This window comes from Pyxidicoccus xibeiensis (genome assembly GCF_024198175.1).
Taxonomy (GTDB): domain Bacteria; phylum Myxococcota; class Myxococcia; order Myxococcales; family Myxococcaceae; genus Myxococcus; species Myxococcus xibeiensis.
This window is the reverse complement of the sequence record NZ_JAJVKV010000007.1, coordinates 281,650-306,773: the sequence shown is the minus strand read 5'-3', so window position 1 is coordinate 306,773 and position 25,124 is coordinate 281,650. Positions and strand designations below refer to the sequence as shown.

Sequence of the window (25,124 nt, the reverse complement as noted above, 5' to 3'; positions counted from 1 at the left end):
CTCATGCATGCTTCGCCGCATGAGGACCTCCGCCTCGTGGTCTCGCATCGCCATCGCCTCGTGGCTCTGTCTGGCGGTCGCATGTGCCTCGGTGCCCGAAGCGGGCCGTGCGGCGACGGAGCCACGGCCTGTTGCCGTGCGCTCGCTGCCTGACGGACGGCTGCGGCTCTCCTTCCCAGCGGTGCCGCCCACCGCTGCGCCAGCCGTGTTGGACGTGGAGGCCGCGCGTGCGGTGCTGCTCGCCTTCCACCGCGACTTTCCACCAGCGGAGAGCGCCCGCTTGCGGCGCATGCTGGCCTCTTCGAGGCTCGTTGCAACGGCGGGCTCCGGCCCCACGGACTGGGAGCTGCAACTTCGCCAGGAGTTCCTGGCTCGCTTCGGGGCACCCCGGCTGCCGCTGCCTTCCTCCTTGGAGGACAGCCCTCTCTTCCTCGCCCTGCGACTGTCGCCCCGGTACATGGAGCCCGGTTTCCGGGATGCGGCCGAGGCGCTGTTCAGCTCACCGGCGTTCCTCGCCAGTGTCACCCTGGCCATCGTGGTGTACCTGGCCGCCTGGGCGTTTCCTGAGCCGCTGTTCTCCAAGGCTTTCGCCGCCAGCGTGACGGTAGGGCTGGCCCTGGCGGTGGGCGTGACGGAGTTGCTGCATCTCGGACGGGCCTGCCTGCGGCTCTACAGGGAAGCGGAGGCTGCGCGGTCATCGCAGGAACTCGAGGCCGCAGCCGAGCACTTCGGCAGGTCACTGGGCGGTACCGCGCTCCGGGTGCTGGTCATGGTCGCCAGCTTCGGTGTTGCCAAGGCCCTGCCCATGGTTCCCGGGGGAGGGGCGGGCTCGCTGCTGGCGGCACCCCGATATGTGGTGGCTGAAGGCCTGGCCGTGAACGTGGGCGCATCAGTCCAGGTGGTCGTGAACGGCACCCTGGTGGTGACGGGCGCCTCACTGGGAGCCCTGGCCTCGTCCTCGCAGGGCGCGGGCAGCGGCACGGCGGTTTCCACTCAATATGGCGGAGCCCACACCCGGAAGAATCCTCCTCACAACGAGACCATCGAAACTGAGCTGGCCCGCCGTGAGGCCGCGGGGAACCGCGACCTGCGCAAGAATCAGCCGCAGGTCGATGCTCATGGCGCCAAGGTCAAGGACCCGAATGCCGGGGGAGGTGCCGGATTCCGCAAGCCGGACGCATCTTCGTTGAGACCCGATGGTATCCGCCACAACACCAACTACGTCTCCAACGCGCGAGACCTCCGGCGTGAGGTGGAGGCTTTCGACGCCATGGTCCGGGCGGACCCGTGGGCTATTCAGGAGCTGTACCTGCTCGAAGGGACGTTGGTCAGACGATATGTTCCTCCCGGCGTGAGCTTTCCTTGAAGCGAGTCAGGCCAGGACGCGACATGCCAGCTACTTCGGATGTAGCGCGAGTGCGCGAGGAATTTGTCGAGGCCTTCCGTCAGGGCGACGAGGCACAGGCGCGCACGCTGCTGTCCCAACTTGGCCAGGGTTTCCGTCAGGTGAGGGCCAGTCTTGCTGCCATGTTGGAGAAGCCAGATGCCCACGAGCGTCGTGCCGCTGCCTTCGGGTTGGGGGTCCTGGGAGGAGCTGCCAGTACCCGGCTCTTGACGCAGCAACTCGCCATCGAAGAGGCGCGAGGAGACTACGACGGTGCCTCCGTGGCGGAGGCCATCACCCAGGCCCTGGGACAAATCAAGGATGCAGGTGCACGGGCGAGCCTGGTCAAGCGGCTCGAACGGCTGGCCTCCGGCGCTCCGCCCGTGTCGGAGGTGTACTCATTGGTGTACGCGCTCTGGAGGCAGCGGCATCCCGAGCTGCTGCCCCCCGTCATGCGTGCACTGCGGGCCCTCGCTCCCTCGGATGCAAGCGCACTGCAAGGCCTGCGAATCCTCCTGGAAAAATCGCCAGAGGAGCTCCGTGTGTGGGCTGGCGACCTTGACGTCCCCTTGGAACAGAAGACGTGGGTCCTCTCGGTGCTCGACGAAGAGGTGCCGGATTCGCTGCGTTCCGTCTTCCCGGTCTTCATCTCCGTGGCGGCTTCCGTCCTCCACCAACAGACGGAAGCGAGATACGAAGTGTGCCTGCTATCCGTGCTGCTCTCGCACCGGGAGCAACTCCTGGCCGCGCTTCCAGAAGAATCCCGTACGATGCTGCGCGCCGTGGCCCTGGGCCTCGTGGCCTCAAGAGACCCCAGTTGTTCCCTCCGGGCCGCGGTGCTGCTCCAGCACATCGGGCGTCCGGAAGATGCAGCGCACATTGAGGCTTTCCGCCCGGAAGAACCCATCATTGCCCGCGCCTTCGACGAGGCCGCGCGGACGCTTCGTCGCAATTGGGACGCTTGAGCCCAAGGCGATGAAAAAGGCCCGGGCCGCTCGAAGCGCCCCGGGCCCGTGGCCAGCCGCTGTCGCCGTGTGACGGCTACAGCGAGGCGATGATGGCGTCGGTGAACTCGCGGGTGCTGGCCGAGCCGCCCAGGTCGCCCGTGCGCACCGTCCCGGCGGTGTAGACCTTGTGGATGGCGCCCTCCATGCGGCGGGCCGCCTCACGCATGTCCAGCCAGTCCAGCATCATCACCGCCGACATCATCAGCGCCGTCGGGTTGGCAATGCCCTTGCCCGCGATGTCCGGCGCCGTGCCGTGCACGGCCTCGAAGACGGCGGTGCGCTCGCCGATGTTGGCGCCCGGCACCACGCCCAGGCCGCCCACCAGACCGGCGCACAGGTCGCTCACGATGTCGCCGTACAGGTTCTCCGTCACCAGCACGTCGAAGCGCGTCGGGTCCTTCACCAGCTGCATGCAGAGGTTGTCGACGATGACCTCCTCATAGGTGATTTCCGGGAACTCACGGCCCACCTTGCGGCAGCAGTCCAGGAAGAGGCCGTCCGACAGCTTCATGATGTTGGCCTTGTGGATGGCCGACACCTTCTTGCGGTTGTGCCGCTTGGCGTACTCGAAGGCGAAGCGGGCAATGCGCGTGGAGGCCTTCTCCGTGATGATCTTCAGCGACTCCACCACGCCCGGGACGATGATGTGCTCCAGGCCGGAGTAGAGGTCCTCGGTGTTCTCGCGCACCACGATGAGGTCCACGCCGTCGTAGCGCGTCTTCACGTTGGGCACCGTCTTCACGGGCCGCAGCGACGAGTACAGGTCCAGCCGCTTGCGCAGGCCGACGTTGGCCGAGGGCAGGCCTCCGCCCACCACCGTGCCCGTGGGGCCCTTGAGCGCCACGCCGTTGCGCAGCACCGCCTCCACCGTCTCGTGGGGCAGGTTCGTGCCGTACTTGGCCACGACCTCCGTGCCGGCGTCCTTGTACTCGAATTCGAGAGGCACCTTGAGCGCCTCGAGGACGCGCACGGTGGCCGCCATCACCTCGGGGCCGATGCCATCGCCATTGATGATCGTGACAGTGCGAGTGTTCGCCATGGGGCCGGAGTCACAGCACAAATCCCCAGGGCCCGAAAGGACGAAAACGCCCGGGATTCAGCGTCCGGCATGGCGCCCATGAGGTCCAGGGCCTCAAAGCCCTCGCCTGGCCCCTCCCCGGGCGGGAGGGCACCCCCACCCGGTGTCAGTGCTCGGCGGACGCGCTCGGGCGGGGCCGACGCCGGGGCTGCTGGCGGCGCGTGTGGATGGCGTAGGGCCGGTAGAAGGACTCCCACAGGGCGGCGCGGCGGCCCCGGGGGCGCGTGCGCAGCTCGCCCATGGGCGCCCGGACGAAGAAGGAGGCGACGAAGAGGTAGGTGGCCCCGAGCGTGAGGAAGACCAGCAGGCCCGTTATCAGGCCGCCCGGCACCCACGCGACGTGGGCGCGCTCCAGGAACTCGTCGAAGTCCTTCGGCGGCTTCGGGTGGCTGTAGACCTTCACGAACCAGGTGGCCATCAGGACCATGAGGATGGGCCCATAGGCCCGGTTGAGCCGCGTGGAGATGGCCGAGAAGAGCGACAGCTGGAGCTGCGGCCGGGACATCTCCACCGCCAGCTCGCGCATCGCGTCCGGGTCCACGGGCTCGCGCCGGAGCATGGGCGCCCACCAGCCGTCCTCCAGCAGACGGACGCGGCGGTTCCACAAGTCGTAGTAGCGGTAGCGCCGCGCCTCGATGAGGAGGAACGACAGCACCATCCAGATGCCCACCAGGAAGGTGACGTGCGAGCTCTGCGGGGTGGCGAAGCCGAAGGAGATGACCGCCGCCGTCGTGGTGAGCGCCCAGTTGGTGGTGGTGTCCAGGCGCGTGCGCCACGTGTCCGAGCGGCTGATCTCCCCACGGAACAGCTGCGCCATGGCCTGCTGGGACAGCCACGGCGGCTCCATGAGGTCGCTCTTGTTTCGCTCGGTGCCTGCCATCCGTCCAATCAAGGTGGGCCGCCTGCCGGTTGATTGCAACGCAGGTGGGCATCACCGTCCTTGGGAAACCCCAACGTCCTGGTGCGCCATGCCCCGAAGGGCGAGCGGGCAGGCAGGCGCCCGGGTGGCCATGGCGAGCGGGCGTGCACACCTTGCCGGCTGACCGTGTCTTCCATCAACGCCATCGACGCCATCTCCCACCTGCTCGAGGAAGAACGCGAGCGCGTGGCGCGCCTGTGGGCCAAGCGCCTTCGCACGGAGACCTACGAGGTCGACATCCCGGGCCGTGACCTGCGCGCCCCCCTGCGCCGGCTGCTGGACGAGCTGAACCGCCTGCTGAAGGACCGGGGCGAGGACGCGGTGCGCCTCTGGCCGGAGGTGGTGCGCTCGCACGGGGCGTACCGCTATGGCCAGAACTTCGAGCCCGAGGACCTGTCCCGGGAGTTCAAGTCCCTGGAAGAAGTGATGATGTACATCTACGCACGCCGCAACGGGGGGCAGATAGAGCCCGAGGTGGCGGAGCTCATCGCCGAGCTGGTGTGGGAGGCGGACGCGGCGGCGCAGGCCTCCTACGCGCGGGTGCTGAAGACGGAGGAGGTGCGCTTCCGCGAGGCCGCGGTGATGGAGTCGGTGCTCAACCAGGTGGACGTCGGCATCATGCTGGCGGAGGTGGACGGCACCGTCTCCTTCGCCACGCCGCCGGTGAGCCGGTTGATGGGGCTGCCCATGCGCGCGGTGGTGGGCGCTCGGGCGGCGAACACCCTCAACCCGGTGCTGACGCAGGTGAACGCGCGGCACCTGACGGGTGAGCCCTTCAAGGTGTCGGACATGCCCTTCCTGCGGGCCCTCAAGGAGAAGGTGCCGGTGCGCGGGGTGATGATGGTGGTGGAGCGCCCCAGCGGCGGCGAGGCCACGCTGGAGCTGAGCGCCACACCCGTGTGGGAGGAGGAGGGCGAGCTGGCCGGCGCCATCATGACCTTCACCGACCGCACCGAGGCCGTGAACAAGACCAAGGCCCTGCAGAGCGCGCACGGGGAGCTGCGGCGGCTGCAGGGGCGGCTGCTGCAGCGCACCCGCCAGCAGGCCCTGGGGCAGCTGGCCAGCGGCGCGGCGCACGCGCTCAACAACTTCCTCAACGTGCTGCGGCTGCGCATCACCCTGCTGCAGCGCGAGTTCAAGCCCGAGCACCTGGACTCGCTCGACAAGACGGTGGGGCAGATTGGCGAGCTGGTGGCGCGGCTGCAGGAGTTCAACGTCCAGCGCACCCAGGAGCAGCCCACGGACGTGCCGGTGGACCAGACGGTGCGCGAGGCGCTGGAGCTGGCGCGCGGCGAGCTGGAGCAGCGCGAGCACCCCGTCTACGTGGACCTGGACCTGGGAGGCGCCGGGCTGGTGCGGGCGGACGCGGGCTTCTTCCGCGAGCTGGTGGTGAACCTGCTGCTGGCCGCCAGGGACCGCATGGAGACCGGGGGCCGGCTGCGCGTCAGCAGCCGTGCGAACGGGGAGCCCTGGCTGACGCTGCGCATCGAGGACGAGGGCCCGCCGTACGCGGTGGAGGAGCTGACGCAGCTGTTCGACCCGCTGCGCAGGGACACGGGGGCGCCGCAGCTGTCGCTGTACCTGGCCGTGGCGCGTGCGCAGGTGGAGCGCTGGGGCGGTCAGCTGACGGCGGAGAACAGCTCCTCGGGGCACGGGGCCGCCTTCGTGGTGCGGCTGCCGCGCGTACACGAAGTCACTGCGTCGGAGGCCGCCCGGACGGAGGCCTCGCGCGCGGAGGTGACGCGGCCGGAGGCGCCCCGGCGCTTCCAACAGACGCGCCGCGTGCTGGTGGTGGACGACGACCTGGACAACGCCCGGATGATGGCGGAGGTGCTGAGCGAGGAGGGCTACGAGGTGCAGGTGGCCCACAGTCCGGAAGTGGCCCTGGGCATCTGGGACCGGCGCCGCTTCGACGCCGCGCTGCTGGACGCCGTGATGCCGGAGATGAGCGGGTGGGACCTGGCGCGCGAGCTGCGCAAGAAGTCGCCCCATGCGCTGCTGGCCATCGTCACCGGCATGGACGTGCGCGGGCAGAACCGCTCCAGCCTGGCGCTGGTGGACGCGGTGTTCCGCAAGCCCATCGACGTGGGCGCGCTGGACGACTTCCTCGGGCAGGCCGAGGGCGGCGGCGGCGCGGGGGAGGGTGGAACGACGCCTCCCTCCACGCCCGTCACCGGGCCCGCTGGCGTGCAGCACTGAGCGTCATCCCGGCCGGAGGGTGGTCATCCTCGATGACCGCTTTGGCCGGAGTCGCCATGACCACTATCCTGGACGGGTGAAGAGAGCCCCGTCGGGAATCGTCCCCATCATCTCGGTGGACCGCCGCTCGCCTCAGCCGCTGTACCGGCAGGTGTACGAGGCGTACCGGGAGGCCATCGTCGACCGGAGGCTGCGGGCAGGGCAGCGGCTGCCGTCGACGCGGAGCCTGGCCACCGAGCTGGGCATCTCCCGCATCCCCATCCTGGGCGCATTCGAGCAGCTGCTGGCCGAGGGCTACTTCGAGAGCCGCGTGGGCTCGGGGACCTTCGTGGCCAGCACGCTGCCCGACGAGGCGCCGGTGCCGGAGTCGCGCGCGAGCGTCCGGAGCACGGTGGCCCGGCCCGGCAGGCGCGTGGTCTCCCAGCGCAGCGCGCTGCTCCCGGTCGCCCCCGGGCCCTGGATGGGGAACTGGGGCGCCTTCCGCGTGAGTCAGCCCGCGATAGACCACTTTCCCTTCCAGGTCTGGTCGACGCTGGTCGCCCGCCACTCGCGCAATCCGACCCGGAACCTGCTGGCCTACGGCGACCCCATGGGCTACCGGCCCTTTCGCGAGGCGCTCGCCGAGTACCTCCGGACGTCGCGGGCGGTACGATGCGAGGCGGAGCAGATCATGGTGGTCAGCGGCTCGCAGCAGGCGCTGGAGCTGTCCGCGCGCGTGCTGCTGGACCCTCGCAGCCCCGTCTGGATGGAGGAGCCGGGCTACGCCGGAGCGCGGGACGTCCTCACCCTGGCCGGCGCCCGGCTGGTGCCCGTCCCCGTCGACGCGGAGGGACTGGACGTGAGCGCCGGCATCGCCCGCTGCGCGAATGCGCGGGCCGTCTATGTCACGCCCTCGCACCAGTATCCGCTCGGGGGGACGCTGAGCGCGTCACGCCGGCTCCAGCTCCTGGACTGGGCGCAGCGCAGCGGCGCGTGGGTCCTCGAGGACGACTACGACAGCGAGTACCGCTACGAGAGCCTGCCCGTGTCGGCGCTGCAGGGGATGGATAGGGACTCCCGGGTCATCTACATCGGCACCTTCAGCAAGGTGCTCTATCCCGCGCTGCGCATCGGCTACCTCGTCCTGCCCCCGGACCTGGTGCCCCGCTTCGCGCGGCTTCGCGATGCGATGGACATCTTTCCGCCAACGCTCTTCCAGGCCGTCCTCACGGACTTCCTCACCGAGGGACACTTCGCGCGCCACCTGCGGAAGATGCGGCTGCTCTACCGCGAGCGGCGCACGGCGCTGGTGGACGCGCTCCAGCGGGAGTTCGGCGACATGCTGGAGGTGCTCGGCGCCCAGGCGGGCATGCACCTGGTGGCGGCGCTGCCGAAGCGCTTCAAGGACAGACCGCTCTCCGAGCGCGCCGCGAAGGAGGGGCTGTGGACGATGCCGCTCTCCCGCTGCTACCAGGAGGAGCCGGGCCGCCACGGCTTCGTGCTGGGCTTCGGCTCCACGGACGTCGAGCGGATACCGGAGGCCGTGCGCCACCTCCGGAAGGTGGTTCGCGGTGGCTGACAGTGTGTCGACGCCTGGGGCCCGGGCCGGCCTTCACGTGGCTCCCGGAAGCTCATTAGAGTCTCGCCCGTGAGCGCCTCCCAGGAACTGGAGCGGGTCCGTCGGAAGGTGGAGGCGGGCGAGACACTCGGCGACGCGGAGCTGGACTTGCTGCGCGAGGAGGCGCGGCGCACCCCCGGCCCCTCGCTGCGGTTGGCCGTGGCGCACGCGCTCGTCAACGCGGGCGCCGAGCGCGAGGCGCTGCCCCTGCTGGAGGCCCTGCGGCGCGACTTCCCGAAGGACGTGCCGGTGCGGCTGGGGCTGGCGCGGGCGCTGCTGGGGCTGGAGCGGCACGGGGACGCGGAGGCGCTGCTGCGAGAAGTCCAGGCCCAGGAGCCCAGCGACCCGGAGGTGCTCAAGGTGCTCGCGGTGCTGGGGCTGCGGCGCGGCGAGGCCGAGAAGGCCCGCGCGTATATAAAGGATGCGCTGGCCAGGGACCCCTTCGACGCCGAGGCGCGGCTGCTGAAGGAGGAGCTGGAGGCCGCCGACCTGCCGCCTCCGCCGGCGCCCCAGGTGCAGGTGCTGCGCCCGGAGTTCACCACCGCCCTCGCCGCCGCGCTGGCACGGGCCCGGGTGGGCTTCCGGCGGCAGGGCAAGGACCTGCTGGTGAAGCTGGCGTCGGGCGGGGTGGGGCGCGTGGACGTGGGCTCGCTGTACGCGGCCTACCGCGCGTCCTCGGGTGCCCCGGGCCTCACGGCGTACGTGGATGCGCTGGCGGCGCGGCTGGGAGGGCTCTCCTCCGGACTGGTCGCCGAAGCCTCCGCGCTGGAGTCACGGCTGCGTCCGGTGCTGCGGCCCGCGGGCTTCTCGGCGCGGGCGGTGGGTGCGCTGTGCCGGCCGGGCCCCGCGGGCCTGGAGGTCTTCTACGTGCTGGAGGACGCCGAGTTCGTGCGCTACCTGCCGGAGGCCGCGCTGGCCCCGGCGGGGCTGACGGCGGAGGCGGTGGACGCGGCGGCCTGGCGCAACCTGGAGGCGAGCCCGGCGCCGGTACAGCTCGTCCTCATCGACCAGGGCGAGGTGCGGCTGGCGGAGGCCTTCTCCGGCCTGTGGGCGGTGGCGGAGGGAGATGGCCACGACGCCGCGCGCCTGCTCACCCGGGCCCAGTGGCGGGAGCTCATGGCGCGCACCCGGGAGGGGCCGCTGCGGGTGGCGCTGGGCCGACGGGAGCTGGCGCTCGTGTGCCGCGAGACGGACGTCGAGGCGTGCGAGGCGCTGGAGCGGCTGGTGCCCTCGCCGGACGGCATTCCCGGCGTCTTCCGCCTCACCGCGAAGGGACTGTCCGCCGTGTGAGGCGGCGCTTCAGCCAGCGGTGGCGGTGGGCAGGGTGTCCACGAAGAGGACCTCGCGGTAGCCGAGCGTGAGCAGCAGCCCGCGCAGGGCGCGCTCCGCCGAGTCCTTCGCGCGCTGCTTGAGGCGCGCGTCGCCGCGCACCTCCTGCTCGAAGGCGAGGCGGGCCTTCTCCAAGAGCTGCGCCGTCTGCGCGCTGTCCAGGTTGGAGTCGATGACCTCCGTCTCGCCGGGGCGCAGCTCCACCTTCACGTCCAGCGGCGGCAGCACCACGTAGACGCGGGTGCCGGCCACCTGCAGGTGGGACTTGTCGAAGCGCTGGAAGTCGAAGCCCAGGCGTGCGTCCGCGAAGACGATGGCGCGGCCATGCGGGTTCTGGATGGAGTGGCGCGCCCAGATGAGCACGTCCTTCCACAGCGTGTCCGTCGCCTCGGGCTCGGGGACGAAGGCCACCTTCTTGTAGAGGGCCACCTCCAGCGTCTCCAGCCGGGCCACGTCGCGCATCTGCTGCACCACGGAGGGCGTGTCGGGCAGGGACGACGGCGGAGGGCGGAGGAGCAGCCAGGCGCCCAGTGCTCCGAGCGTGGCTCCCAGGAGGACGGTGAGGACTCGTGAGAGGTGCGCCATGGGGACAGTGTACCTCCTTCCCTGGAGGGGACGTCTGGGGCACGGTGTGCGCGTGTGCGCGACGTGTCGCGTGGAGGAAGCCGGGTGGAGCTGACGGACGAGGAAGTCGAAGCCCTGGGGACGCGCGGATATTTCATCCGGCCCACGTTCCTGGGCGAGGCACGGGCCCGCGCGGCGCGCGACGAGGCGCTGGCCCGGGTGTCATCGGGCGGACTGAGGCCGGCAGGCATCCGGCGGGGCGCGGACCGGACGCACGACTCGGCCGTGCGCGGAGACCTCATCGACTGGGTGGTGCCCGAGCCGGGCACGCCGCTGGGCTCGCTGTGGGAGCGCTTCCGCGAGCTGGGCGAGGCGCTGTCCTCGGGCGCGTACCTGGGGCTGGGGCGCTTCGACCTGCAGCTCGCCTGCTACCCGGGGGGCGGAGCGCACTACGCGCGCCACCGCGACGCGTTCCCCGGCCAGTCCAACCGACGGGCCACGGCCATCTGGTACGCCAACGCGGACTGGGTGCCGGAGCACGGGGGCGTGCTGCGGCTGTACCCGGAGGACTCCGCGCCCGTGGACGTGGCGCCGACGCTGGACCGACTGGTGGTGTTCCTGAGCGAGCGAATCGAGCACGAGGTGCTGGCCGCCCACGCCCCGCGCCTGGCCCTCACGGCCTGGTACTACGGACGGGACGCGGGCTGAGCGCGGCGGGCTTCAAATGGTGGGCGCCAGCAGGACGACGGAGTAGCCCACGGCGGGCTTCGCGCCGGGGTTCTCGTACGAGTGCTTCTGGTCTCCGCGGAACACGACGACGTCGCCGGGCTGGAGGTGGAAGCGCTCCCCGCTGGCGATGAGCACCATCTCCCCGGACTCGCAGGCGAGGTACTCGCGGGTGCCGGGAGTGTGCGGCACGCCGGTGATGCGCACCTGTGGCGGCAGCTCCACCCGGTCGAACTCCATGCCGGGCAGCGGGTCGGGCAGCAGCTTGCGCAGCAGGCCGCCACCGCGCATCCGCACGGGCAGGCTGGCGCGAGGGTAGTGCCGGGCGCTCGCCCGGGGCTTCGCTATCAGCTCTTCCAGCGACACCTGGAGCGCCGATGCCACCCGGTGCAGCACGGACAGCGTGGGGTTGGCCGCGCCGGACTCCAGGTGGGCCCACGTGGCGCGAGGCACCCCCGCGAGCTTCGAGAGCTGCGCCTGCGTGGCCCCTCGCGTCTCGCGGAGCGTCCGGATGTTGCGCGCCAGCCTGTCCGGCAGGTCTTCGTCGTTCATGGATTGGCAATCTGCCAAGCCATTGGCCACAACGCCAATGCATCAGCGCGCTTCGTGTATCCCTTGAAGCAAGGAGGAGACACACATGAAGCTCGTCGGAAGAGCGGTGCTGATCACGGGAGCGAGCCGGGGGCTGGGCCAGGCCTTGATGGCGACGTTCGCCCGCAGGGGTGCCCGGGTGGTGGGCGTGGCGCGCCACGCGGGGGAGATGGAGGCCGCCGTCGCGCCCCTGCGCGCGGAGGGGCTGGACGTCCACGCGCTGGCGTACGACGTGGGCGACAAGGAGTCCATCTACCCGCTGGTGGGCGCGGCCACGGCGCTGGTGGGCCCGGTGGACGTGCTGGTGCACAACGCGAGCACGCTGGGGCCCACGCCCCTGCCGCTGCTCCTGGACACGGCGTGCGAGGACCTGCAGCGCGTGCTGGAGGTCAACGTGGTGGGCCCCTTCCGGCTCACCAAGGCGGTGGCGGGCAGCATGGCGGTGCGAGGCCACGGGCTGGTGCTGAACATCACCTCGGACGCGGCCGTGTCCGCCTACCCGCGCTGGGGCGCGTACGGCGTGTCCAAGGCGGCACTGGAGCACCTGGGCCGCGTCTGGGCCGCGGAGCTGGAGGGCACCGGCGTGGGCTTCCTCAACATCGACCCGGGGGACATGGACACGAAGATGTACCGGGACGCGCTGCCGGAGGCGGACTACTCGAAGCTGGGCAGGCCGGAGGCGGTGGCGGCGCGCATCGTCACGCTGGTGGAGCGGAGCGCGGAGTCGCTGCCGTCGGGCACCCGCCTGGAGGCGACGAAGCTGGAGGCCGCATGAAGCCCGCCACCTGGCCCAACGCGCACCCGGAGACGGGACGCCTGCTGCACGTGGAGCCCCGCGCGGGCCGCTTCAGCGACGCCCACGTGGCGGACCTGCCGTCGCTGCTGCGCGCAGGAGATTTGCTGGTGCTGAACGACGCCGCCACGCTGCCCGCCTCGCTGCCCGGGCGCACCGAGTCGGCAGAGCGCATCGAGCTGCGGCTGCTGTCACGCGAGCCGGACGACACGTGGACGGCGGTGCTCTTCGGCGCGGGTGACTGGCGCAAGCGCACCGAGGACCGGCCGCCCCCGCCGCCCATGCCCGTGGGCTCGCGCTTCATGGTGGGCGGGCTGAAGGCCCGGGTGGTGGCGGTGCTGCCGCCTTCGCCCCGGCTGCTGCGGGTGGCCTTCGACGCGCGGGGCGCGGCGCTGTGGTCCGCCCTGTACCGGAGCGGCCGGCCGGTGCAGTACGCGTACACCGGAGGGCCGCTGGCGCTGTGGCACGTGCAGACGGTGTACGGCGCGCGTCCCTGGGCCGCGGAGGCGCCCTCCGCGGGGCTGCCCCTCACCTGGAGCCTGCTGCTGGCGCTGCGGCGCAAGGGCGTGCGCCTGGCGTCCCTCACCCATGCCGCGGGGCTGTCCTCCACGGGGGATGAGGCCCTGGACGCGGCGCTGCCCCGGCCCGAGCGCTCGGACATTCCCGCCCCCACGGTGGAGGCAGTGGAGCGCACTCGGGCGTCGGGTGGGCGCGTGGTGGCGGTGGGCACCACCGTGGTGCGGGCCCTGGAGGGGCGCGCGGCCCAGCACGGCGGGAAGCTGGTGGCCGGTGAAGAGGTGACGGACCTGCTGCTGGGGCCGGGCTACGTGCCCCGCGTGGTGCACGGGCTGCTCACCGGCGTGCACGAGCCGGGGAGCAGCCACCATGCGCTGCTCCAGTCCTTCGCCCCGCTGCCGCTGCTGCGGGAGGCGGCCGCGCACGCGGAGGCGGCCGGCTACCTGGGACACGAGTTCGGAGACTCGTGCCTCCTGCTGGATGCGTGAAGCGGGCCGCTACTGAATCCGCTACTGAATCTGGGAGGGCTCCAGCTCCACCTTCACCCAGCCCGGCTTGCGCAGGTCGAAGTTGCGGTACGCGTCGATGGCGCTGCCCATGGGCTCGACGTGCGAGAGGATGGCCGTGGGGTCCACCACGCCGGTGCGCACCAGCTCCAGCAGCTTGGGGATGTACTTGCGGTGGTTGCAGTTGCCCATCTTCAGCGTGAGGTTCTTGTTCATCGCCATGCCGATGGGGAACGTCTTCATCTGCTGCGGGTAGACGCCGATGATGGACAGCGTGCCCGCCTTGGCCAGCCCTTCCACCGCCCACAGCAGCGCCTGCGCGGGGGCATCGCCCGGCACCCAGTTGTCGCCATCCGGGTTCGTCTTGGGAGCCACCTCCTTCACCTCGCGCTTGAACTCGGCCTTCTCGGCCTTGGCGGCCTTCTCCGCGGGACCGTGGTGGGCATGTATGGAGTCCACGCCCACCGCGTCGATGGCGCGGTCCACGCCGATGCCGTTGGTGAGGCGCTTGAGCGTCGCGACGGGGTCCTCCTGGTCGAAGTTGATGATTTCGGCGCCCTGGGCCCGCGCCAGCTCCAGCCGGTCCTCGTGGCAGTCGATGGCGAAGACGCGGCCCGCCCCGAGCAGCTTCGCGCTGACGATGGCGAACAGGCCCACGGGCCCGCAGCCGAACACCGCCACGGTGTCACCCTGCTTGATTTCCGCCAGCTCCGCGCCGAAGTAGCCGGTGGGGAAGATGTCGGAGATGAGGATGGCCTGCTCGTCGGTGACGCCCTCGGGGACCTTCACCATGCCCACGTGCGCGAAGGGCACCCGCACCTTCTCCGCCTGCATGCCGTGGAAGGGCCCGGTCATGGCCGGCCCGCCGAAGAACGCGGTGCCCGCGGAGGGCCCGTTGGGGTTCGCATCGTTGCACTGGGCGTAGTAGCCCGAGCGGCAGTACGCGCAGTTGCCACAGGCGATGGTGGAGCAGATGACCACGCGGTCTCCGACGCTGAAGTTGCGCACGTCGTCACCGAGCGTCTCGATGTAGCCCACGCCCTCGTGGCCGAGGATGGTGCCCGGCTTCATGCCCGGCATGGTGCCGCGAATCATGTGCAGGTCCGTGCCACAGATGGCGCTCGCGGTGAGCCGGACGACGGCGTCCGTCGGCTTCTCGATGGACGGCTCCTCCACCTCGTCGAGCCGGATGTCCCCAATCCCATGGAAAACGACTGCCTTCATCGCGCGCGCTCCTGCCCCCGTGGGGCCCTCGTTCCGGGTACGAAGGGGCCACCCAGGAGGCGAGCCCCGCGCCATGGAGGTGGGCATCACTCCAGGTGAGGGCAAAGCGCGAACCGCCTTCTCCTCTGGAGGGCAGGCGGGGAGGCTGGCGCTAGCGGCCGGCGGTGTTGTGGACGTGGAACGACAGCTTCTTGCCGAAGACACGGCGGAAGTTGAGGACCTCGTGGTCCACGTTCCACAATTCAAGGTCCACGGGCTGGCGGGTGTGCAGGTGCAGGGCCACGCCTTCACGCCCGTTGGTGACCTTGAAGTCCTTGATGGGCTGGTGGTGGCTCAAGTCCAGTGAGTTGGCCACCCGGAGCAGGGTGGCGAGCTTGCGCACCGTACGGGCCTCGGTGGGGGTGAGGCCGTCCATTCCCGAGTGCGCCAGCTCCGGCGGGCTGCGCCGGTGGTAGCGGGCGATGCGGGCCACCAGCTCGCGCTCCCGGTCGGCGAGGCCGGGAAGGTCCGCGTGCCGGATGAGGTAGTAGGTGTGCTTGTGGTGGCGCTCGTAGCTGACGGCATTGCCGATGTCGTGCAGCAGCGCGGCGACTTCCAGGTAGGGGCGGACGGAGAGCGGGAGCTGGTGGAGGGCGGCCAGCCCGTCGAAGAGGGCGAGGGAGAGGCGGGAGACCTGGCGCGCGTGCTTCTCGTCGAAGAAGAAGCGCTGGCCCATGGCGATGGCGGCGTCGGCGAGGCTGCGGTCCTCGCGGTGCTCGTCCTGGCGGTAGAGCAGGTCCACGAGGATGCCGTCGCGCAGGCCGCGGTTGACGACGCTGACGGACTCGACGCCGAGCTGCCTGGCCACGGCCTCGAGGATGACGGCGCCGGAGACGATGATGTCCGCGCGGCGCGGGTCGAAGCGCTTGCGCCGGCGCTCGGGAGGCATCTCCGCGAGCGTGTCCACCGTCTGGGTGAGCTGGCGCACGGTGGCGTTGCCGCTGCTCTCGCTGGCGGCGAAGGCGACCACGGCGTTGATGGTGCCGGAGGAGCCGAGCGCCACGCGCGGGAGGTTGGGCAGGCTCTCCGGGAGCGTCTTGCGGAGGGCCTCGTAGACGAAGCTGCGCATGAGGCGCAGCTGCTTGGCCGTCACGGTGCGCGAGGCGTCGAAGACCTCCGTGAGGCGCACGGAGCCGAGCGCGAGGCTCCAGAGGTTGTCGGGCTTCTCGCCCACGGCGGTGGCGATTTCGGTGCTGCCGCCGCCGATGTCGATGAGGAGCGAGCGGGTGCCGGGGGGCTTGCGGTGGAGGACGCCGAGGCAGATGAGGCGGGCCTCCTCCTTGCCGCTGACGACCTCCAGGTTGAGGCCGGCCTCCTCGCGCACGCGGCGGACGATGTCGTTGCTGTTGCGCGCCTCGCGCAGGGCGCTGGTGGCCACGGCGCGCACCTGGGCCTTGTGGCGGCGGCAGAGGGCGGCGTAGCGGCGCAGGGTGGAGAGGAGCCGCTCGGCGGTTTCCTCCGGCATGGTGCCGGTGGCGAAGACGCCCTCACCGGGGCGGATGGGGTCTCGCTCCTGGTGCAGCGTCTCGAGCGAGCCGTCGACGTCCGGTCGCGCGAGCTCCAGGCGCACGGCGTTGGTGCCCACGTCGATGGCGGCGAGCACGGGCTGGAGGGCGGTGGTGGGCATGTCCGGTGGAGTCTAGGCCGCCATGACGCCCGGCACAGCTTTGCGTGCGAGCCGTGTCACAGGGATGTTGCGCGGCGCTGGGCCGTGGGTCAGTCGAGGAAGCGCCGTGCCCAGCGGAGGGGGGGCTGCTCATGGATGCCGATGCCAGCCGAGTCCAAGTACGTCACGGGCTCCAGGACGCGTGCCAGCTCGCGGTATGCCGGGAGGTCCTTGCCCTGCTCGGTGTCCCCTGCCTCGGGCCAGGGGCCGAGGGTGATGACGGTCCGGTCGCCTTCGAGTTGCTGCACGGTGGTGCCAGGAGTGTGGAGGCGCGAGCGCAGGCCCTCGGCGCCGCCCAGTTCACCCAGCACGGGCTGGCCGAGGAAGGTCAGCCAGGAGGGTCCGCGCACCCGCGTGCCGATGTGCATGGCGGTCCAGCTCAGGTCGAGTACATCCATGCCGGGATAGCGGAAGCAGTACTTTTCCACCTCCCTGCGTATGCCCACATGATCGAGCGGGCAGTTGAAGGCGAGGCCTGCATTGCCTGAGTTGAAGGGCAGTGGCGCGGCAAGCTCCAGGAGTAGCTCGCGCACCCATTGAGGGCCACGCTCTTCCAGGAGCTCCGAGGGGAGCCAGTAGGAGACGAAGCAGGCCTCATCAGGCTCGACATGGAGAGATGGGTCGTCCAGCGCACGTCCTTGGTAGGCGAACTCGAAGCGATTCTCGCGACTGGCGGTATCAGTCAGTTGGACATTGGCTCCATGTGGATGCCGCAGTTCCTGCCAGATGTCCCCCCAGCGTTTCGTGTCGAGCTGCTGCCAGTACCCTTCCAGGTCGGCGTAGGCGGTGAGTGCTGAAGGCCCAACTGCTCGCAGATAGGCCTCGAACGACCGGAGCATGCCTTGAGCAATCTCCGAATGTGGGCGCTTCATGTAGAAGGTGGCGTTGAGGCCTTCGCGAATCAGGACGTGTCCGCTCTCGGTGTGAATGCGGAGCCTGGGGAAGTGCTCGCTCATCGGATGACTCCGAGCCTGGGCTGGATGATGGCCGTGGATTCAGGCACTCCTGTTACCTCTCTATACAGGTCTTTCTGAGTGCGGTTCTTGTGCGGGCCCGACGAATACCTCCTCCAGAACGCACTCTTGTCGAGGTCTGCGCAGGGAAACTTGAAGTCATAGACCGCAAGCGCCCGCTTGAGGTCCCCTGCGTGGATGACGATGTCAGGCACGAGAGACCCCGTCAGCTTGCAGCGGTCGTGCTGTCTCAGTGACTCCTCGGCGTCTCGGCCTATCGGCTCCCACGTCTTCGTCGCCGGGTCGTACAGGTAGCACGGCTCAAGACTGAAGCCTCCCGGACGCAGCTTGCCCAGTCTTTCCCCTGCGCACGCGAGCGCGACCGCGTGCATCTCCGTGCCGAGCTTCATGGCAAGGGTTTTCGCGTTCTCCTTTCCAGCATTCTCCACAACCTCGTTGCACTCCTCTCGGGTGGGCGGACCTCTATCGGGGAAGTAGCGGAGGAGGACCACGGAACGTGCATCGTCGGCACACTCGACCAACGCATCTTCGATGAGGCTCGCCTGCTCATCCGTCAGCGCCCGGACCGCGACGCTGCCCGCCGTACCCACCGACGCTGCCACCTCCATCGGCTTCGCCCACGGCGCCAGCGCCTCTCCGCTTGCCGCCTGGGCACACAGCTTCGGGTTCCGCTGGCACGCGGCCGTCAACGAGTCCAGGCCATACCGGTCCGGCCTCGCACGCTCCGGCGTTCCCGCGCACCCGGCGAGCACTCCACCCAGCACCGCCGCTCTCCACCACCGTCGCGACATATCCCCTCCGCGCGCCCGGACACCGGCACCGCGAAGCAGGGACTCTACGAATCGCTACCGCCACACCTGAATGCGGGGAACCCGCACCCCACGCGCATCACCGCTTCCGCCGCCGGCCGATGAAGCTGGCGAACCGCTCCGCGAAGCGCGCCACCGCCAGCCCCACCACATCCAGCAGCCACTGCTGCAGCGGCGAGCGCCCGCACTCCTCCAGCACCACATGCCGCGACGTGGCCACGTGCTTGTCCAGCCACAGCCCCACCTGCGCCGCGATGCGGGGCTCCGCCACCTCCACCAGCGTCTCCAGATTGACCAGCGAGAGCGGGTCCAGGTTGAAGCTGCCCACCAGCAGCGTCTTCCCATCCACCACCGCCGCCTTCGCGTGCAGCGTGGACGCCGTCCACTCGTGGATGTGCACCCCCGCGAGCAGCAGCTCGCGATACAGCCGCATCGTCGCCGCGCGCGCGAACACCACGTCACTGCGCCCCGCCAGCAGCAGCGACACCTTCACCCCCCGCCGCGCCGCCCGCTTCAGCGCCCGCACGAAGCCCGCGTCCGGAAGGAAGTACGCATGCGCCAGCACCACCTCGTGCTTCGCGCCCTCGATCGCCGAGAGGTACCGTTTGCGCAAGCGGTGTCCGCCCCCCAGTCCCGACAGGAACAGGCTCACCGGCCCCGACGTCAGTGCGGACGCCCCCGCATGCAGCTTCTCGCCGAGCTGCCGGCAGATGTCGCCTCGCAGCTCCAGCGCCAGGTCCGCCCAGCCGGGGACGTCACCATTCGCCGCGTACTCGTCCCCGATGTTGATGCCACCCAGGAACGCCACCGCGTCATCCACCAGGAGAATCTTGCGGTGGTTCCGCCACGAGCGCCCCGTGAACAGCGAGGTGAGCGGGTTGTACACGCGCACCTTCGCGCCCGCGGCCCGAAGCGTCTGCGTCAGGTGGCTGCTGGCCTTGATGCTGCCCCAGCCGTCCACCACCACCTTCACCGCCACACCCCGCCGGGCCGCCGCCACCAGCGCATCCACGAAGCGCGCACCCACACCTTCACGCTCGAAGGTGTACACCTCCAGGTGCACCCGCCGCGTCGCCGAGGCGATGGCCGCCAGCATCCGCGGGTACGCCTCCGTCCCGCCGTCGAGCAGGATGATGTCCTCTCGGGGCTCCTGGCGAAGCGGCGGGAGGACCGGGGCGGGCAGCGGGGGGAGCGAGGCTTCGGAGCGCATGTTCGCCCTCCACCCTACCGCTCCCCGAGCGGAAGCGGGACAGCCTGCGGGTGAGGCCCGGCGCACGTCCCGCTCGGAGCCCGCTCAGTCGTCGTGCTTGCGAGCGCCCTTGCCCTTGCCCTTGTGACGGCACTCGTCGCCATCCCAGTACTGGCTCGGATGGCACTGCTTGCTGCTCACCTTGGACTTCTTCGACTTGGACGGATGGACGTGGACGTTGCGGTGGTAGAAGCAGCCCTGCAGGGAGAGCAGGGCGAGGACGGGGACGAGGAAGCGGAAGGTCTTCATGGGCGCGGGGGGTAGCAGGCTCCGGCGTGGAGCCAGCCTCCCACGGACCCGCTCCCCGGCCGGGTGGCCACACGGACCATCGACGCTGTGCGCGCGCTCCGATAGCCTGCCGCCCGTGCCCCCCGCAGAGAAAGCCGTTCGTCATCGGAAGATTGGCGCCTACCGCGTGCTCGGAGAGCTGGGCCGCGGAGGCATGGCCGTCGTGTACCGCGGTCTTCACGAGATGCTGCAGCGCGAGGTCGCCATCAAGGAGCTGCTCCCGGAGGGCCAGCGCGACAAGGAGACGCTGTCGCGCTTCCGCCGCGAGTCGCTCGCGCTGGCCGCCTTCCGCCACCAGAACATCGTCACGCTCTACGACCTGGTGGAGAAGAACGACAGCCTCTTCATGGTGATGGAGCTGGTGGACGGTCCCACCCTCCACACGCTCATCAAGGAAGGCCCGCTGCCTCCGGATGTCACCGGCGTCATCGCCGCGCGCATCGCCAGCGCGCTGGACCACGCGCACTTCCGCCACATCATCCACAGGGACCTGAAGCCCGCCAACGTCATGCTCGCCAAGTCCGGCGAGGTGAAGCTGATGGACTTCGGCATCGCCAAGGACGTGGGGATGGAGGCGCTCACCCAGCAGGGCATGGCCGTGGGCACGCCCTCGTACATGTCCCCCGAGCAGGTGACGGGCGCGCCGCTGGACGGGCGCACGGACATCTTCTCGCTCGGCGTGCTCCTCTACGAGGCCCTCTCGGGCGCGCGGCCCTTCCACGGCAAGACGGCCGGCGAGGTCTTCGCCCGGATTCGCGACGGCAAGTACACGCCGCTCTCCAAGGTGGCCCCCAACGTGCCCGCCGGGCTGGCGCGCATCATCCAGCGCGCCATGGAGGTGAAGCCGGAGGACCGCTTCCCGGACGCCGCCGCCATGCGCCGCGAACTGGACGTCTTCCTCGCGCAGGAGGTGCAGGTGTCGCACGCGGCCCTGCTCGTCGCCTTCCTGCGCCACCGGCAGAAGCTGACGGAGACGGAGGCCCAGCAGCTCTTGCGGCCCCAGGAGCTGGACGCCGCGGTGGAGGCCTTCGACACCACGGCCCGCCCGCGCTCCGGCGGAATGCTCAAGTGGGCCCTCGCCGCGGCGGTGGCCACGGCGGCCGGCACCGGCCTCTACCTCACCCAGGCGCAGTGGGCGCCGCTCGTGCAGCAGCTCGCGCGCTGAAGGGAAAAATCATGGGACGCGTCCTCACCGTCATCCTGGGCCTGGGAGCCATCCTCGCGGTGGCCTGGTACGTCACGCAGCGGCCCGTGGGGGTGGACTCGCGGGCCCCCGCCGCCCGCTCCCTGGAGAACGTGCGGCAGGCCGCGGACTCGGTGGAGGCCGACCTCCAGAAGAAGGCCGACGACCTGATGAAGAGCCGGGACTGAGCTAAAAGGCTCAGCCCTTCTTCTTGTCGTGCGTGACGGTGACGATGGTACCGATGCCGCCGCGCACGAAGAAGTCGCCCACCACGGTCAGCTTGCGGGGCTGAATCGCCTGGATGATGTCGTTGGCGATGGTGTTGGTGACCTTCTCGTGGAAGGCCCCCTCGTTGCGGTAGGCCCACATGTAGAGCTTGAGGCTCTTGAGCTCCACGCACAGCTGGTCCGGCACGTAGGAGATCTTGAAGCGGGCGAAGTCCGGCTGGCCCGTCAGGGGGCACAGGCAGGTGAACTCGGGGCAGTCGAACGCGATTTCGTAGTCGCGCTCGGGCGCCGGGTTGGGGAAGGTCTGGAGTTCCTTGGTCGGCTGCGAAGGCATGGCGCTGTCGTCTACCACACCAACGCCGTGTGTCATCCGTCCCGTGGCTGTCGGCTTGCTGGCTACCCCGGAGGGCATGTGTCGGCCCCCCAACGCGCCCGGCGTCCACCAGCGGGGATTGCGGGGGGAGGGCCGGTTGCCAGCCCGCGGAGGCGCTCATAATCCACATGGGTTCCTCCCCCCACGCCCGAGCACATGCCGCTTCCTTCCGACGTAGAAGATGCCTTCTCGTGCCTTCCGCTGGCCCTGGTACGCGTCGGGCCTGACCTGCGCGTCCAGTGGTGCGAGGACGGCTTTGCCAGCAAGACGGGCGTGGAGCTGCGTGCGGGAGGCGACCTGCTCGACGCGCTCGAGCGGGGCCGCAGCCTGGACGCGGTGGAGCGCGCCATCCGTGAGGGCCGCGCCCACACGGGCCACGTCATCACCCGGGCGCTGCGGCAGGTGCGCGTGCAGGTGAAGCCCGCGCGGACGGGCGAGTCGCCAGGCGCCTGGCTGGTCGTCCAGCCCTCCGGCGTCGACGACGAGGGCGCCTTCTCCCAGGCGGTGCAGGAGATTGCCCGCGCGGTGGGCGAGACGCTGGAGGTGGAGAGCGTCTGCGCGGCGGCGGTGGTGGCGCTGGTGCGCTGCGCCCAGGTGCGGCGCGCGGAGGTGTTCCTCTGCGAGGCGGACGGCAAGGAGCTGCGCCGCGCGGCGGTGTCGGACCTGGCGGGCGGCGAGGCGCCGGAGGACACCTTCGACCCGTCGGACGACCCGTTCCGCCAGGCGCTGGCCTCGCGCCAGGCGCAGCTGGGCATCCAGCGCGGCTACGGCGACGCCATGGGCTCCATCTTCGCCGCGGTGCCGCTGTGCGCGCCGCGCCGGACGGTGGGCCTGCTGCTGCTCTACAAGGAGCAGGGCACGTCCTTCTCCGTGCGCGAGCTGGAGCTGTGGAGCGCCGCGGCCAACCAGCTGGCCGTGGCGGTGGAGAACGCGCGGCTCCTGCGCGAGGCGAAGGCGGCGCTCCAGGTGCGCGAGGAGTTCATGTCCATCGCCAGCCACGAGCTGAAGACGCCGCTCACCCCGCTGAAGCTGGGCCTCTACACGATGGAGAAGCGGATTACGGCGGGCCAGCCGGTGGAGCTGGGCACGGTGCTCAAGTCCAAGCGGCAGGTGGACCGGCTGGCGGGGCTGGTGGACGACCTGCTGGATGCCTCGCGGCTGGATGCCGGGAGGCTGGCGCTGAACCTGGCGCCGCTCGAGGTGGGACAGCTGGTGGCGGAGGTGGTGGACCACTTCCGCGCCGCCTTCGAGCGCCCCTTCTCGGTGGAGGTGCCTCGCGAGCGTGTCTGGACGCAGGGCGACCGCGACAGGCTGGAGCAGGTGCTCGTGAACCTGCTGGAGAACGCGCACAAGTACAGCCCCGCGGGCGAGCCCATCATCGTCTCGGTGGAGCGGCTGCCGGGCGAGGCGCGCATCCACGTGAGGGACCACGGCATCGGCATCCCCGGCGCGGACCAGGCGCAGGTGTTCCAGCGCTTCTACAAGGCGCGCAACGTGTCGCACCGCAACTTCGGCGGGCTGGGGCTGGGCCTCTACATCAGCCACTCCATCGCCAAGCTGCACCGCGGCTCGCTGTCCCTCTCCAGCGCGGAGGGGCACGGCAGCACCTTCACCCTGTCCCTGCCGCGCATGGCCGCGCACGAGGTGAAGCGGCTGCCGCGCCGCGTGCTGCTGCTGGACGAGGACCGGGCGCAGGAGTCGGTGGCGGAGCGGGTGCTCCTCTCGGAGGGCTTCGAGGTGCTCACCGCGCGCGACGGCGCGGAGGCGCTGCGCCGGGCCACGCACCTGCCGGTGGACCTCATCGTCCTCTCCACCAGCGCCACGCAGGGGCAGACGGGCGTCTTCCTGGAGACCTTCGCCACGCTGCCTCGCGCCCGGCCCGTGCCCATCCTCCTGGCCGGCGACGAGCGGCCCTGGTGGGCCCAGGAGGGCACCACGCTGTGCACCCGCCCGTACCGCGCGGACGAGCTGGTGGCGCGGGTGCGCAACGTCCTCTCGGTGGAGCGGCGCCGGCCTCCGACGCTGTCGGAGACGTCGCCCGACGTGCCGCTCTCGGGCCTCAGCCCCCGGGCGTGAGGACGCGGAAGTCGGCCACCGTGACGCCCGCGCGCGTGAGCAGCTCGCGGGCGCGCGGGTGGACGAAGGTCTCCAGCTCCACCTCGCGCTGGGCGGAGTAGCCGCTCTTCACCGTCTCCGGCCGGTAGCCCGGGTGGCACATCAGCTCGATGACGCCGTCCGCGGGCAGCGCGGCCAGCTGCTCCTGGAGCCGCTCCAGCGTCCAGTACGCCTCCGTCCCCGCGTCGCCGATGAAGTGCGCGTTGGTGGCCACGCCGTGGGCCTCCAGCGCGCGCCGCATGTCCGCGTCGATGGAGCGCACCGGCAGCCTCGCGGCCCGGGCGGCGCGGGCCAGCCCCTCCAGCACGTGGGGGTGGCGGTGCAGGTGCTTGTGCACGTCCACGTGGGTGGCCGGCGCGCCGAGCAGCCCCGCGAGCCTCGCGAGCTGGGCGAAGGCCTCCGCCTCCACCACGTCGGGCGTGAGGCTGGCGGCGCGGGCCTCCACGAGGCCGCCGTCCTCGCCGAGCAGCGCGCGCGGGAAGCCGCTCCACACGGGCGTGCCGCGCGCGAGGTTGAAGTGCAGGCCGATGCCCGGCAGGCCCCGGGACTCGCGCGCGGCGGCCTCGGACCAGGGCGTGTTCACCATGAAGGTGGCCGAGGAGACGACGCCCTCGCGCATGGCGCGGAGGATGCCTCGGGTGACGGCGGGGTCGTAGCCCAGGTCGTCGGCGTTGATGATGAGGGCGCGGGCGCTCATGGCGGGAATCTCCTCGGACGTTCAGGGAATGGGAAGCGGGGCGCCCTCGGTGCGGGGGCGCGCCTGGAAGAAGCGCCAGGCCTCGCGGGTGGCATCCAGGTCCCGGGTTCCGTTGTTGTACCGGGGGGAGCCGGGCCACGCGTGCAGGCCGTCCTGCACGGTGCACAGGGAGGCGGTGGCGCTCTCCGGCGCGCACCCGGTGTAGGCGACGCAGGTGCTGTCACCCTGCTGGTACGTCTGGACGGGGGCGTCGCCGCAGCCGTTGCGGTCCGCCCAGCGCCGCACGGACTCCTCGGCGGAGGGGTACTCGGTTCCGAAGGGGCCGAGGTTGTTGCCGCCGCCGTAATAGATGGTGGGGTCGTTCGTGCCGTGGATGTGCAGCACCGGCACCGGCCGCGACGGGTTGCAGGCGGTGACGCCCTCCATGCCGGCCACCGGGGCCACGGCGGCGAAGCGGCTCGCGCGCTCGCAGGCCAGGCGGTACGAGAAGAAGCCGCCGTTGGAGAAGCCGGTGGCGAAGGTGCGGCGCGTGTCCACGCACACGCGGGTGTCCAGGTCCTTCAGCAGCGCGTCCACGAAGCCCACGTCGTCCACGGTGTTCCGCGAGGCCCCGCAGCACGCGGCGCCGTTCCAGCCCCGGGTGTCCTCCAGCCTCGGGTCCGTGGCGCCGTTGACCTCCGCGTAGCTGAGCCCGCGCGGGTACACGGCGAGGAAGCCCTCGGTGTCGGCCAGCGTGGACAGCCGCGTCAGCGACTCCATCTCCACCTCGGTGGAGCCGAAGCCATGGAAGGCGAGCACGGCGGGCGCCGGCCGGGTGGCGTCGTAGCCAGGGGGGACATGGACGCGGTAGGCGCGGGTGCGGCCGCCATGCTCCACCGTCCAGTCATACGTGCCGGGCCCCACGGTGAGGCCGGTGCAGGCGGTGCGGTCCGGTACCTCGGGCTCCTGGCCGGAGCCGCCCGGGTCCACGGTCCCCGCATCGTCGTTCCGGCGCGAGTCGTTGGAGGAGGAGCACGCGGTGGCCCCGGCGAGCAGGGCGACGGCACACAGCGACAGGAGGCGAAGGCGCAT

The 25,124-nt window shown here is 70.9% G+C and carries 24 protein-coding genes; 11 read left to right on the top strand and 13 right to left on the bottom strand.

What is annotated here, in order from left to right:
* The first annotated feature begins 232 nt into the window (after positions 1 to 232).
* Both LXT23_RS30500 and LXT23_RS30495 read left to right on the top strand, forming a co-directional pair.
* A complete protein-coding gene (locus tag LXT23_RS30500; RefSeq protein WP_253983861.1) occupies positions 233 to 1,366 on the top strand; it encodes a hypothetical protein in 1,134 nt (377 codons plus the stop codon).
* A gap of 50 nt (positions 1,367 to 1,416) precedes the next feature.
* Entirely contained in the window at positions 1,417 to 2,349 is a 933-nt protein-coding gene (locus LXT23_RS30495; RefSeq protein WP_253983860.1) for a hypothetical protein, read from the top strand.
* A gap of 76 nt (positions 2,350 to 2,425) precedes the next feature.
* On the opposite strand, the gene LXT23_RS30490 is transcribed toward LXT23_RS30495, so the two are convergent.
* Positions 2,426 to 3,430: an isocitrate dehydrogenase (NAD(+)) gene (locus LXT23_RS30490; protein WP_253983859.1), complete on the bottom strand. Its 1,005-nt coding sequence runs from the start codon at positions 3,428 to 3,430 to the stop codon at positions 2,426 to 2,428.
* 145 nt (positions 3,431 to 3,575) lie between these two features.
* Positions 3,576 to 4,349 carry a DUF2270 domain-containing protein gene (locus LXT23_RS30485; protein WP_253983858.1) on the bottom strand — a complete coding sequence of 258 codons (774 nt, stop codon included), beginning with the start codon at positions 4,347 to 4,349 and terminating at the stop codon, positions 3,576 to 3,578.
* A 165-nt stretch (positions 4,350 to 4,514) separates the two neighbouring features.
* On the opposite strand from LXT23_RS30485, the gene LXT23_RS30480 reads away from it, so the two are divergent.
* The 3 genes from LXT23_RS30480 to LXT23_RS30470 all read left to right on the top strand — a co-directional run bounded on the left by LXT23_RS30480 (position 4,515) and on the right by LXT23_RS30470 (position 9,474).
* Positions 4,515 to 6,587, top strand: coding sequence for a response regulator (locus LXT23_RS30480; protein ID WP_253983857.1), 2,073 nt, complete (start codon positions 4,515 to 4,517; stop codon positions 6,585 to 6,587).
* A gap of 76 nt (positions 6,588 to 6,663) precedes the next feature.
* Complete coding sequence (gene pdxR / locus LXT23_RS30475; RefSeq protein WP_253983856.1) at positions 6,664 to 8,145, top strand: MocR-like pyridoxine biosynthesis transcription factor PdxR; 1,482 nt, start codon at positions 6,664 to 6,666, stop codon at positions 8,143 to 8,145.
* A 69-nt stretch (positions 8,146 to 8,214) separates the two neighbouring features.
* Positions 8,215 to 9,474: a tetratricopeptide repeat protein gene (locus tag LXT23_RS30470; RefSeq protein WP_253983855.1), complete on the top strand. Its 1,260-nt coding sequence runs from the start codon at positions 8,215 to 8,217 to the stop codon at positions 9,472 to 9,474.
* Positions 9,475 to 9,483: 9 nt separating this feature from the next.
* Here the strand turns inward: LXT23_RS30470 and LXT23_RS30465 are convergent, their stop codons facing one another.
* Positions 9,484 to 10,098 (bottom strand): DUF4230 domain-containing protein, encoded by a 615-nt coding sequence (locus LXT23_RS30465; RefSeq protein WP_253983854.1) that lies wholly within the window; start codon positions 10,096 to 10,098, stop codon positions 9,484 to 9,486.
* Between the two features lie 84 nt (positions 10,099 to 10,182).
* Between LXT23_RS30465 and LXT23_RS30460 the strand changes: the two genes are divergently transcribed.
* Positions 10,183 to 10,785 (top strand): 2OG-Fe(II) oxygenase, encoded by a 603-nt coding sequence (locus LXT23_RS30460; RefSeq protein WP_253983853.1) that lies wholly within the window; start codon positions 10,183 to 10,185, stop codon positions 10,783 to 10,785.
* A gap of 12 nt (positions 10,786 to 10,797) precedes the next feature.
* Here LXT23_RS30460 and LXT23_RS30455 read toward each other — a convergent pair whose 3' ends face one another.
* Positions 10,798 to 11,355 carry a helix-turn-helix domain-containing protein gene (locus tag LXT23_RS30455; RefSeq protein WP_253983852.1) on the bottom strand — a complete coding sequence of 186 codons (558 nt, stop codon included), beginning with the start codon at positions 11,353 to 11,355 and terminating at the stop codon, positions 10,798 to 10,800.
* 85 nt (positions 11,356 to 11,440) lie between these two features.
* Here LXT23_RS30455 and LXT23_RS30450 point away from each other — a divergent pair, with 85 nt between their 5' ends.
* Positions 11,441 to 12,169 carry an SDR family NAD(P)-dependent oxidoreductase gene (locus LXT23_RS30450; protein ID WP_253983851.1) on the top strand — a complete coding sequence of 243 codons (729 nt, stop codon included), beginning with the start codon at positions 11,441 to 11,443 and terminating at the stop codon, positions 12,167 to 12,169.
* The gene (locus LXT23_RS30445; RefSeq protein WP_253983850.1) at positions 12,166 to 13,191 is read left to right on the top strand and encodes an S-adenosylmethionine:tRNA ribosyltransferase-isomerase; all 1,026 of its coding nucleotides are present in this window, start codon (positions 12,166 to 12,168) and stop codon (positions 13,189 to 13,191) included. The genes LXT23_RS30450 and LXT23_RS30445 overlap by 4 nt, the downstream gene beginning before the upstream one ends.
* A 21-nt stretch (positions 13,192 to 13,212) precedes the next feature.
* Here LXT23_RS30445 and LXT23_RS30440 read toward each other — a convergent pair whose 3' ends face one another.
* The 6 genes from LXT23_RS30440 to LXT23_RS30415 all read right to left on the bottom strand — a co-directional run bounded on the left by LXT23_RS30440 (position 13,213) and on the right by LXT23_RS30415 (position 19,419).
* A complete protein-coding gene (locus LXT23_RS30440; RefSeq protein WP_253983849.1) occupies positions 13,213 to 14,433 on the bottom strand; it encodes a zinc-dependent alcohol dehydrogenase in 1,221 nt (406 codons plus the stop codon).
* A 151-nt stretch (positions 14,434 to 14,584) separates the two neighbouring features.
* The gene (locus LXT23_RS30435; RefSeq protein ID WP_253983848.1) at positions 14,585 to 16,099 is read right to left on the bottom strand and encodes a Ppx/GppA phosphatase family protein; all 1,515 of its coding nucleotides are present in this window, start codon (positions 16,097 to 16,099) and stop codon (positions 14,585 to 14,587) included.
* An 89-nt stretch (positions 16,100 to 16,188) separates the two neighbouring features.
* On the bottom strand, positions 16,189 to 17,094 hold the full coding sequence (locus LXT23_RS30430; protein WP_253983847.1) for a type VI immunity family protein: 906 nt from the start codon (positions 17,092 to 17,094) through the stop codon (positions 16,189 to 16,191).
* Positions 17,091 to 17,903: a hypothetical protein gene (locus LXT23_RS30425; protein WP_253983846.1), complete on the bottom strand. Its 813-nt coding sequence runs from the start codon at positions 17,901 to 17,903 to the stop codon at positions 17,091 to 17,093. The genes LXT23_RS30430 and LXT23_RS30425 overlap by 4 nt, the downstream gene beginning before the upstream one ends.
* Before the next feature lie 97 nt (positions 17,904 to 18,000).
* Positions 18,001 to 19,131, bottom strand: a complete 1,131-nt coding sequence (locus LXT23_RS30420) for a phospholipase D-like domain-containing protein (RefSeq protein ID WP_253983845.1) — start codon at positions 19,129 to 19,131, stop codon at positions 18,001 to 18,003.
* Between the two features lie 84 nt (positions 19,132 to 19,215).
* Positions 19,216 to 19,419: a hypothetical protein gene (locus LXT23_RS30415; protein WP_253983844.1), complete on the bottom strand. Its 204-nt coding sequence runs from the start codon at positions 19,417 to 19,419 to the stop codon at positions 19,216 to 19,218.
* A gap of 193 nt (positions 19,420 to 19,612) precedes the next feature.
* Here LXT23_RS30415 and LXT23_RS30410 point away from each other — a divergent pair, with 193 nt between their 5' ends.
* Positions 19,613 to 20,623 (top strand): serine/threonine-protein kinase, encoded by a 1,011-nt coding sequence (locus LXT23_RS30410; protein ID WP_253984018.1) that lies wholly within the window; start codon positions 19,613 to 19,615, stop codon positions 20,621 to 20,623.
* A gap of 11 nt (positions 20,624 to 20,634) precedes the next feature.
* Complete coding sequence (locus tag LXT23_RS30405) at positions 20,635 to 20,829, top strand: hypothetical protein (protein ID WP_253983843.1); 195 nt, start codon at positions 20,635 to 20,637, stop codon at positions 20,827 to 20,829.
* A gap of 10 nt (positions 20,830 to 20,839) precedes the next feature.
* On the opposite strand, the gene queF is transcribed toward LXT23_RS30405, so the two are convergent.
* Positions 20,840 to 21,202, bottom strand: a complete 363-nt coding sequence (gene queF, locus LXT23_RS30400) for a preQ(1) synthase (RefSeq protein WP_253983842.1) — start codon at positions 21,200 to 21,202, stop codon at positions 20,840 to 20,842.
* Between the two features lie 195 nt (positions 21,203 to 21,397).
* Between queF and LXT23_RS30395 the strand changes: the two genes are divergently transcribed.
* On the top strand, positions 21,398 to 23,317 hold the full coding sequence (locus LXT23_RS30395) for an ATP-binding response regulator (RefSeq protein WP_253983841.1): 1,920 nt from the start codon (positions 21,398 to 21,400) through the stop codon (positions 23,315 to 23,317).
* On the opposite strand, the gene LXT23_RS30390 is transcribed toward LXT23_RS30395, so the two are convergent.
* Both LXT23_RS30390 and LXT23_RS30385 read right to left on the bottom strand, forming a co-directional pair.
* Positions 23,301 to 24,053: a carbohydrate deacetylase gene (locus LXT23_RS30390; protein ID WP_253983840.1), complete on the bottom strand. Its 753-nt coding sequence runs from the start codon at positions 24,051 to 24,053 to the stop codon at positions 23,301 to 23,303. The two genes, LXT23_RS30395 and LXT23_RS30390, sit on opposite strands and share 17 nt — an antisense overlap.
* 21 nt (positions 24,054 to 24,074) lie before the next feature.
* Positions 24,075 to 25,124: an extracellular catalytic domain type 1 short-chain-length polyhydroxyalkanoate depolymerase gene (locus tag LXT23_RS30385; protein ID WP_253983839.1), complete on the bottom strand. Its 1,050-nt coding sequence runs from the start codon at positions 25,122 to 25,124 to the stop codon at positions 24,075 to 24,077.

What these genes read in the sequence shown, in the direction of transcription:
- LXT23_RS30490 (WP_253983859.1), bottom strand. Translation starts at nt 3,430, where the DNA reads ATGGCGAACACTCGCACTGTCACGATCATCAATGGCGATGGCATCGGC.
- LXT23_RS30485 (WP_253983858.1), bottom strand. Translation starts at nt 4,349, where the DNA reads ATGGCAGGCACCGAGCGAAACAAGAGCGACCTCATGGAGCCGCCGTGG.
- LXT23_RS30465 (WP_253983854.1), bottom strand. Translation starts at nt 10,098, where the DNA reads ATGGCGCACCTCTCACGAGTCCTCACCGTCCTCCTGGGAGCCACGCTC.
- LXT23_RS30455 (WP_253983852.1), bottom strand. Translation starts at nt 11,355, where the DNA reads ATGAACGACGAAGACCTGCCGGACAGGCTGGCGCGCAACATCCGGACG.
- LXT23_RS30450 (WP_253983851.1), top strand. Translation starts at nt 11,441, where the DNA reads ATGAAGCTCGTCGGAAGAGCGGTGCTGATCACGGGAGCGAGCCGGGGG.
- LXT23_RS30445 (WP_253983850.1), top strand. Translation starts at nt 12,166, where the DNA reads ATGAAGCCCGCCACCTGGCCCAACGCGCACCCGGAGACGGGACGCCTG.
- LXT23_RS30440 (WP_253983849.1), bottom strand. Translation starts at nt 14,433, where the DNA reads ATGAAGGCAGTCGTTTTCCATGGGATTGGGGACATCCGGCTCGACGAG.
- LXT23_RS30435 (WP_253983848.1), bottom strand. Translation starts at nt 16,099, where the DNA reads ATGCCCACCACCGCCCTCCAGCCCGTGCTCGCCGCCATCGACGTGGGC.
- LXT23_RS30430 (WP_253983847.1), bottom strand. Translation starts at nt 17,094, where the DNA reads ATGAGCGAGCACTTCCCCAGGCTCCGCATTCACACCGAGAGCGGACAC.
- LXT23_RS30425 (WP_253983846.1), bottom strand. Translation starts at nt 17,903, where the DNA reads ATGTCGCGACGGTGGTGGAGAGCGGCGGTGCTGGGTGGAGTGCTCGCC.
- LXT23_RS30420 (WP_253983845.1), bottom strand. Translation starts at nt 19,131, where the DNA reads ATGCGCTCCGAAGCCTCGCTCCCCCCGCTGCCCGCCCCGGTCCTCCCG.
- LXT23_RS30415 (WP_253983844.1), bottom strand. Translation starts at nt 19,419, where the DNA reads ATGAAGACCTTCCGCTTCCTCGTCCCCGTCCTCGCCCTGCTCTCCCTG.
- LXT23_RS30410 (WP_253984018.1), top strand. Translation starts at nt 19,613, where the DNA reads ATGGCCGTCGTGTACCGCGGTCTTCACGAGATGCTGCAGCGCGAGGTC.
- LXT23_RS30405 (WP_253983843.1), top strand. Translation starts at nt 20,635, where the DNA reads ATGGGACGCGTCCTCACCGTCATCCTGGGCCTGGGAGCCATCCTCGCG.
- queF (WP_253983842.1), bottom strand. Translation starts at nt 21,202, where the DNA reads ATGCCTTCGCAGCCGACCAAGGAACTCCAGACCTTCCCCAACCCGGCG.
- LXT23_RS30395 (WP_253983841.1), top strand. Translation starts at nt 21,398, where the DNA reads ATGCCGCTTCCTTCCGACGTAGAAGATGCCTTCTCGTGCCTTCCGCTG.
- LXT23_RS30390 (WP_253983840.1), bottom strand. Translation starts at nt 24,053, where the DNA reads ATGAGCGCCCGCGCCCTCATCATCAACGCCGACGACCTGGGCTACGAC.
- LXT23_RS30385 (WP_253983839.1), bottom strand. Translation starts at nt 25,124, where the DNA reads ATGCGCCTTCGCCTCCTGTCGCTGTGTGCCGTCGCCCTGCTCGCCGGG.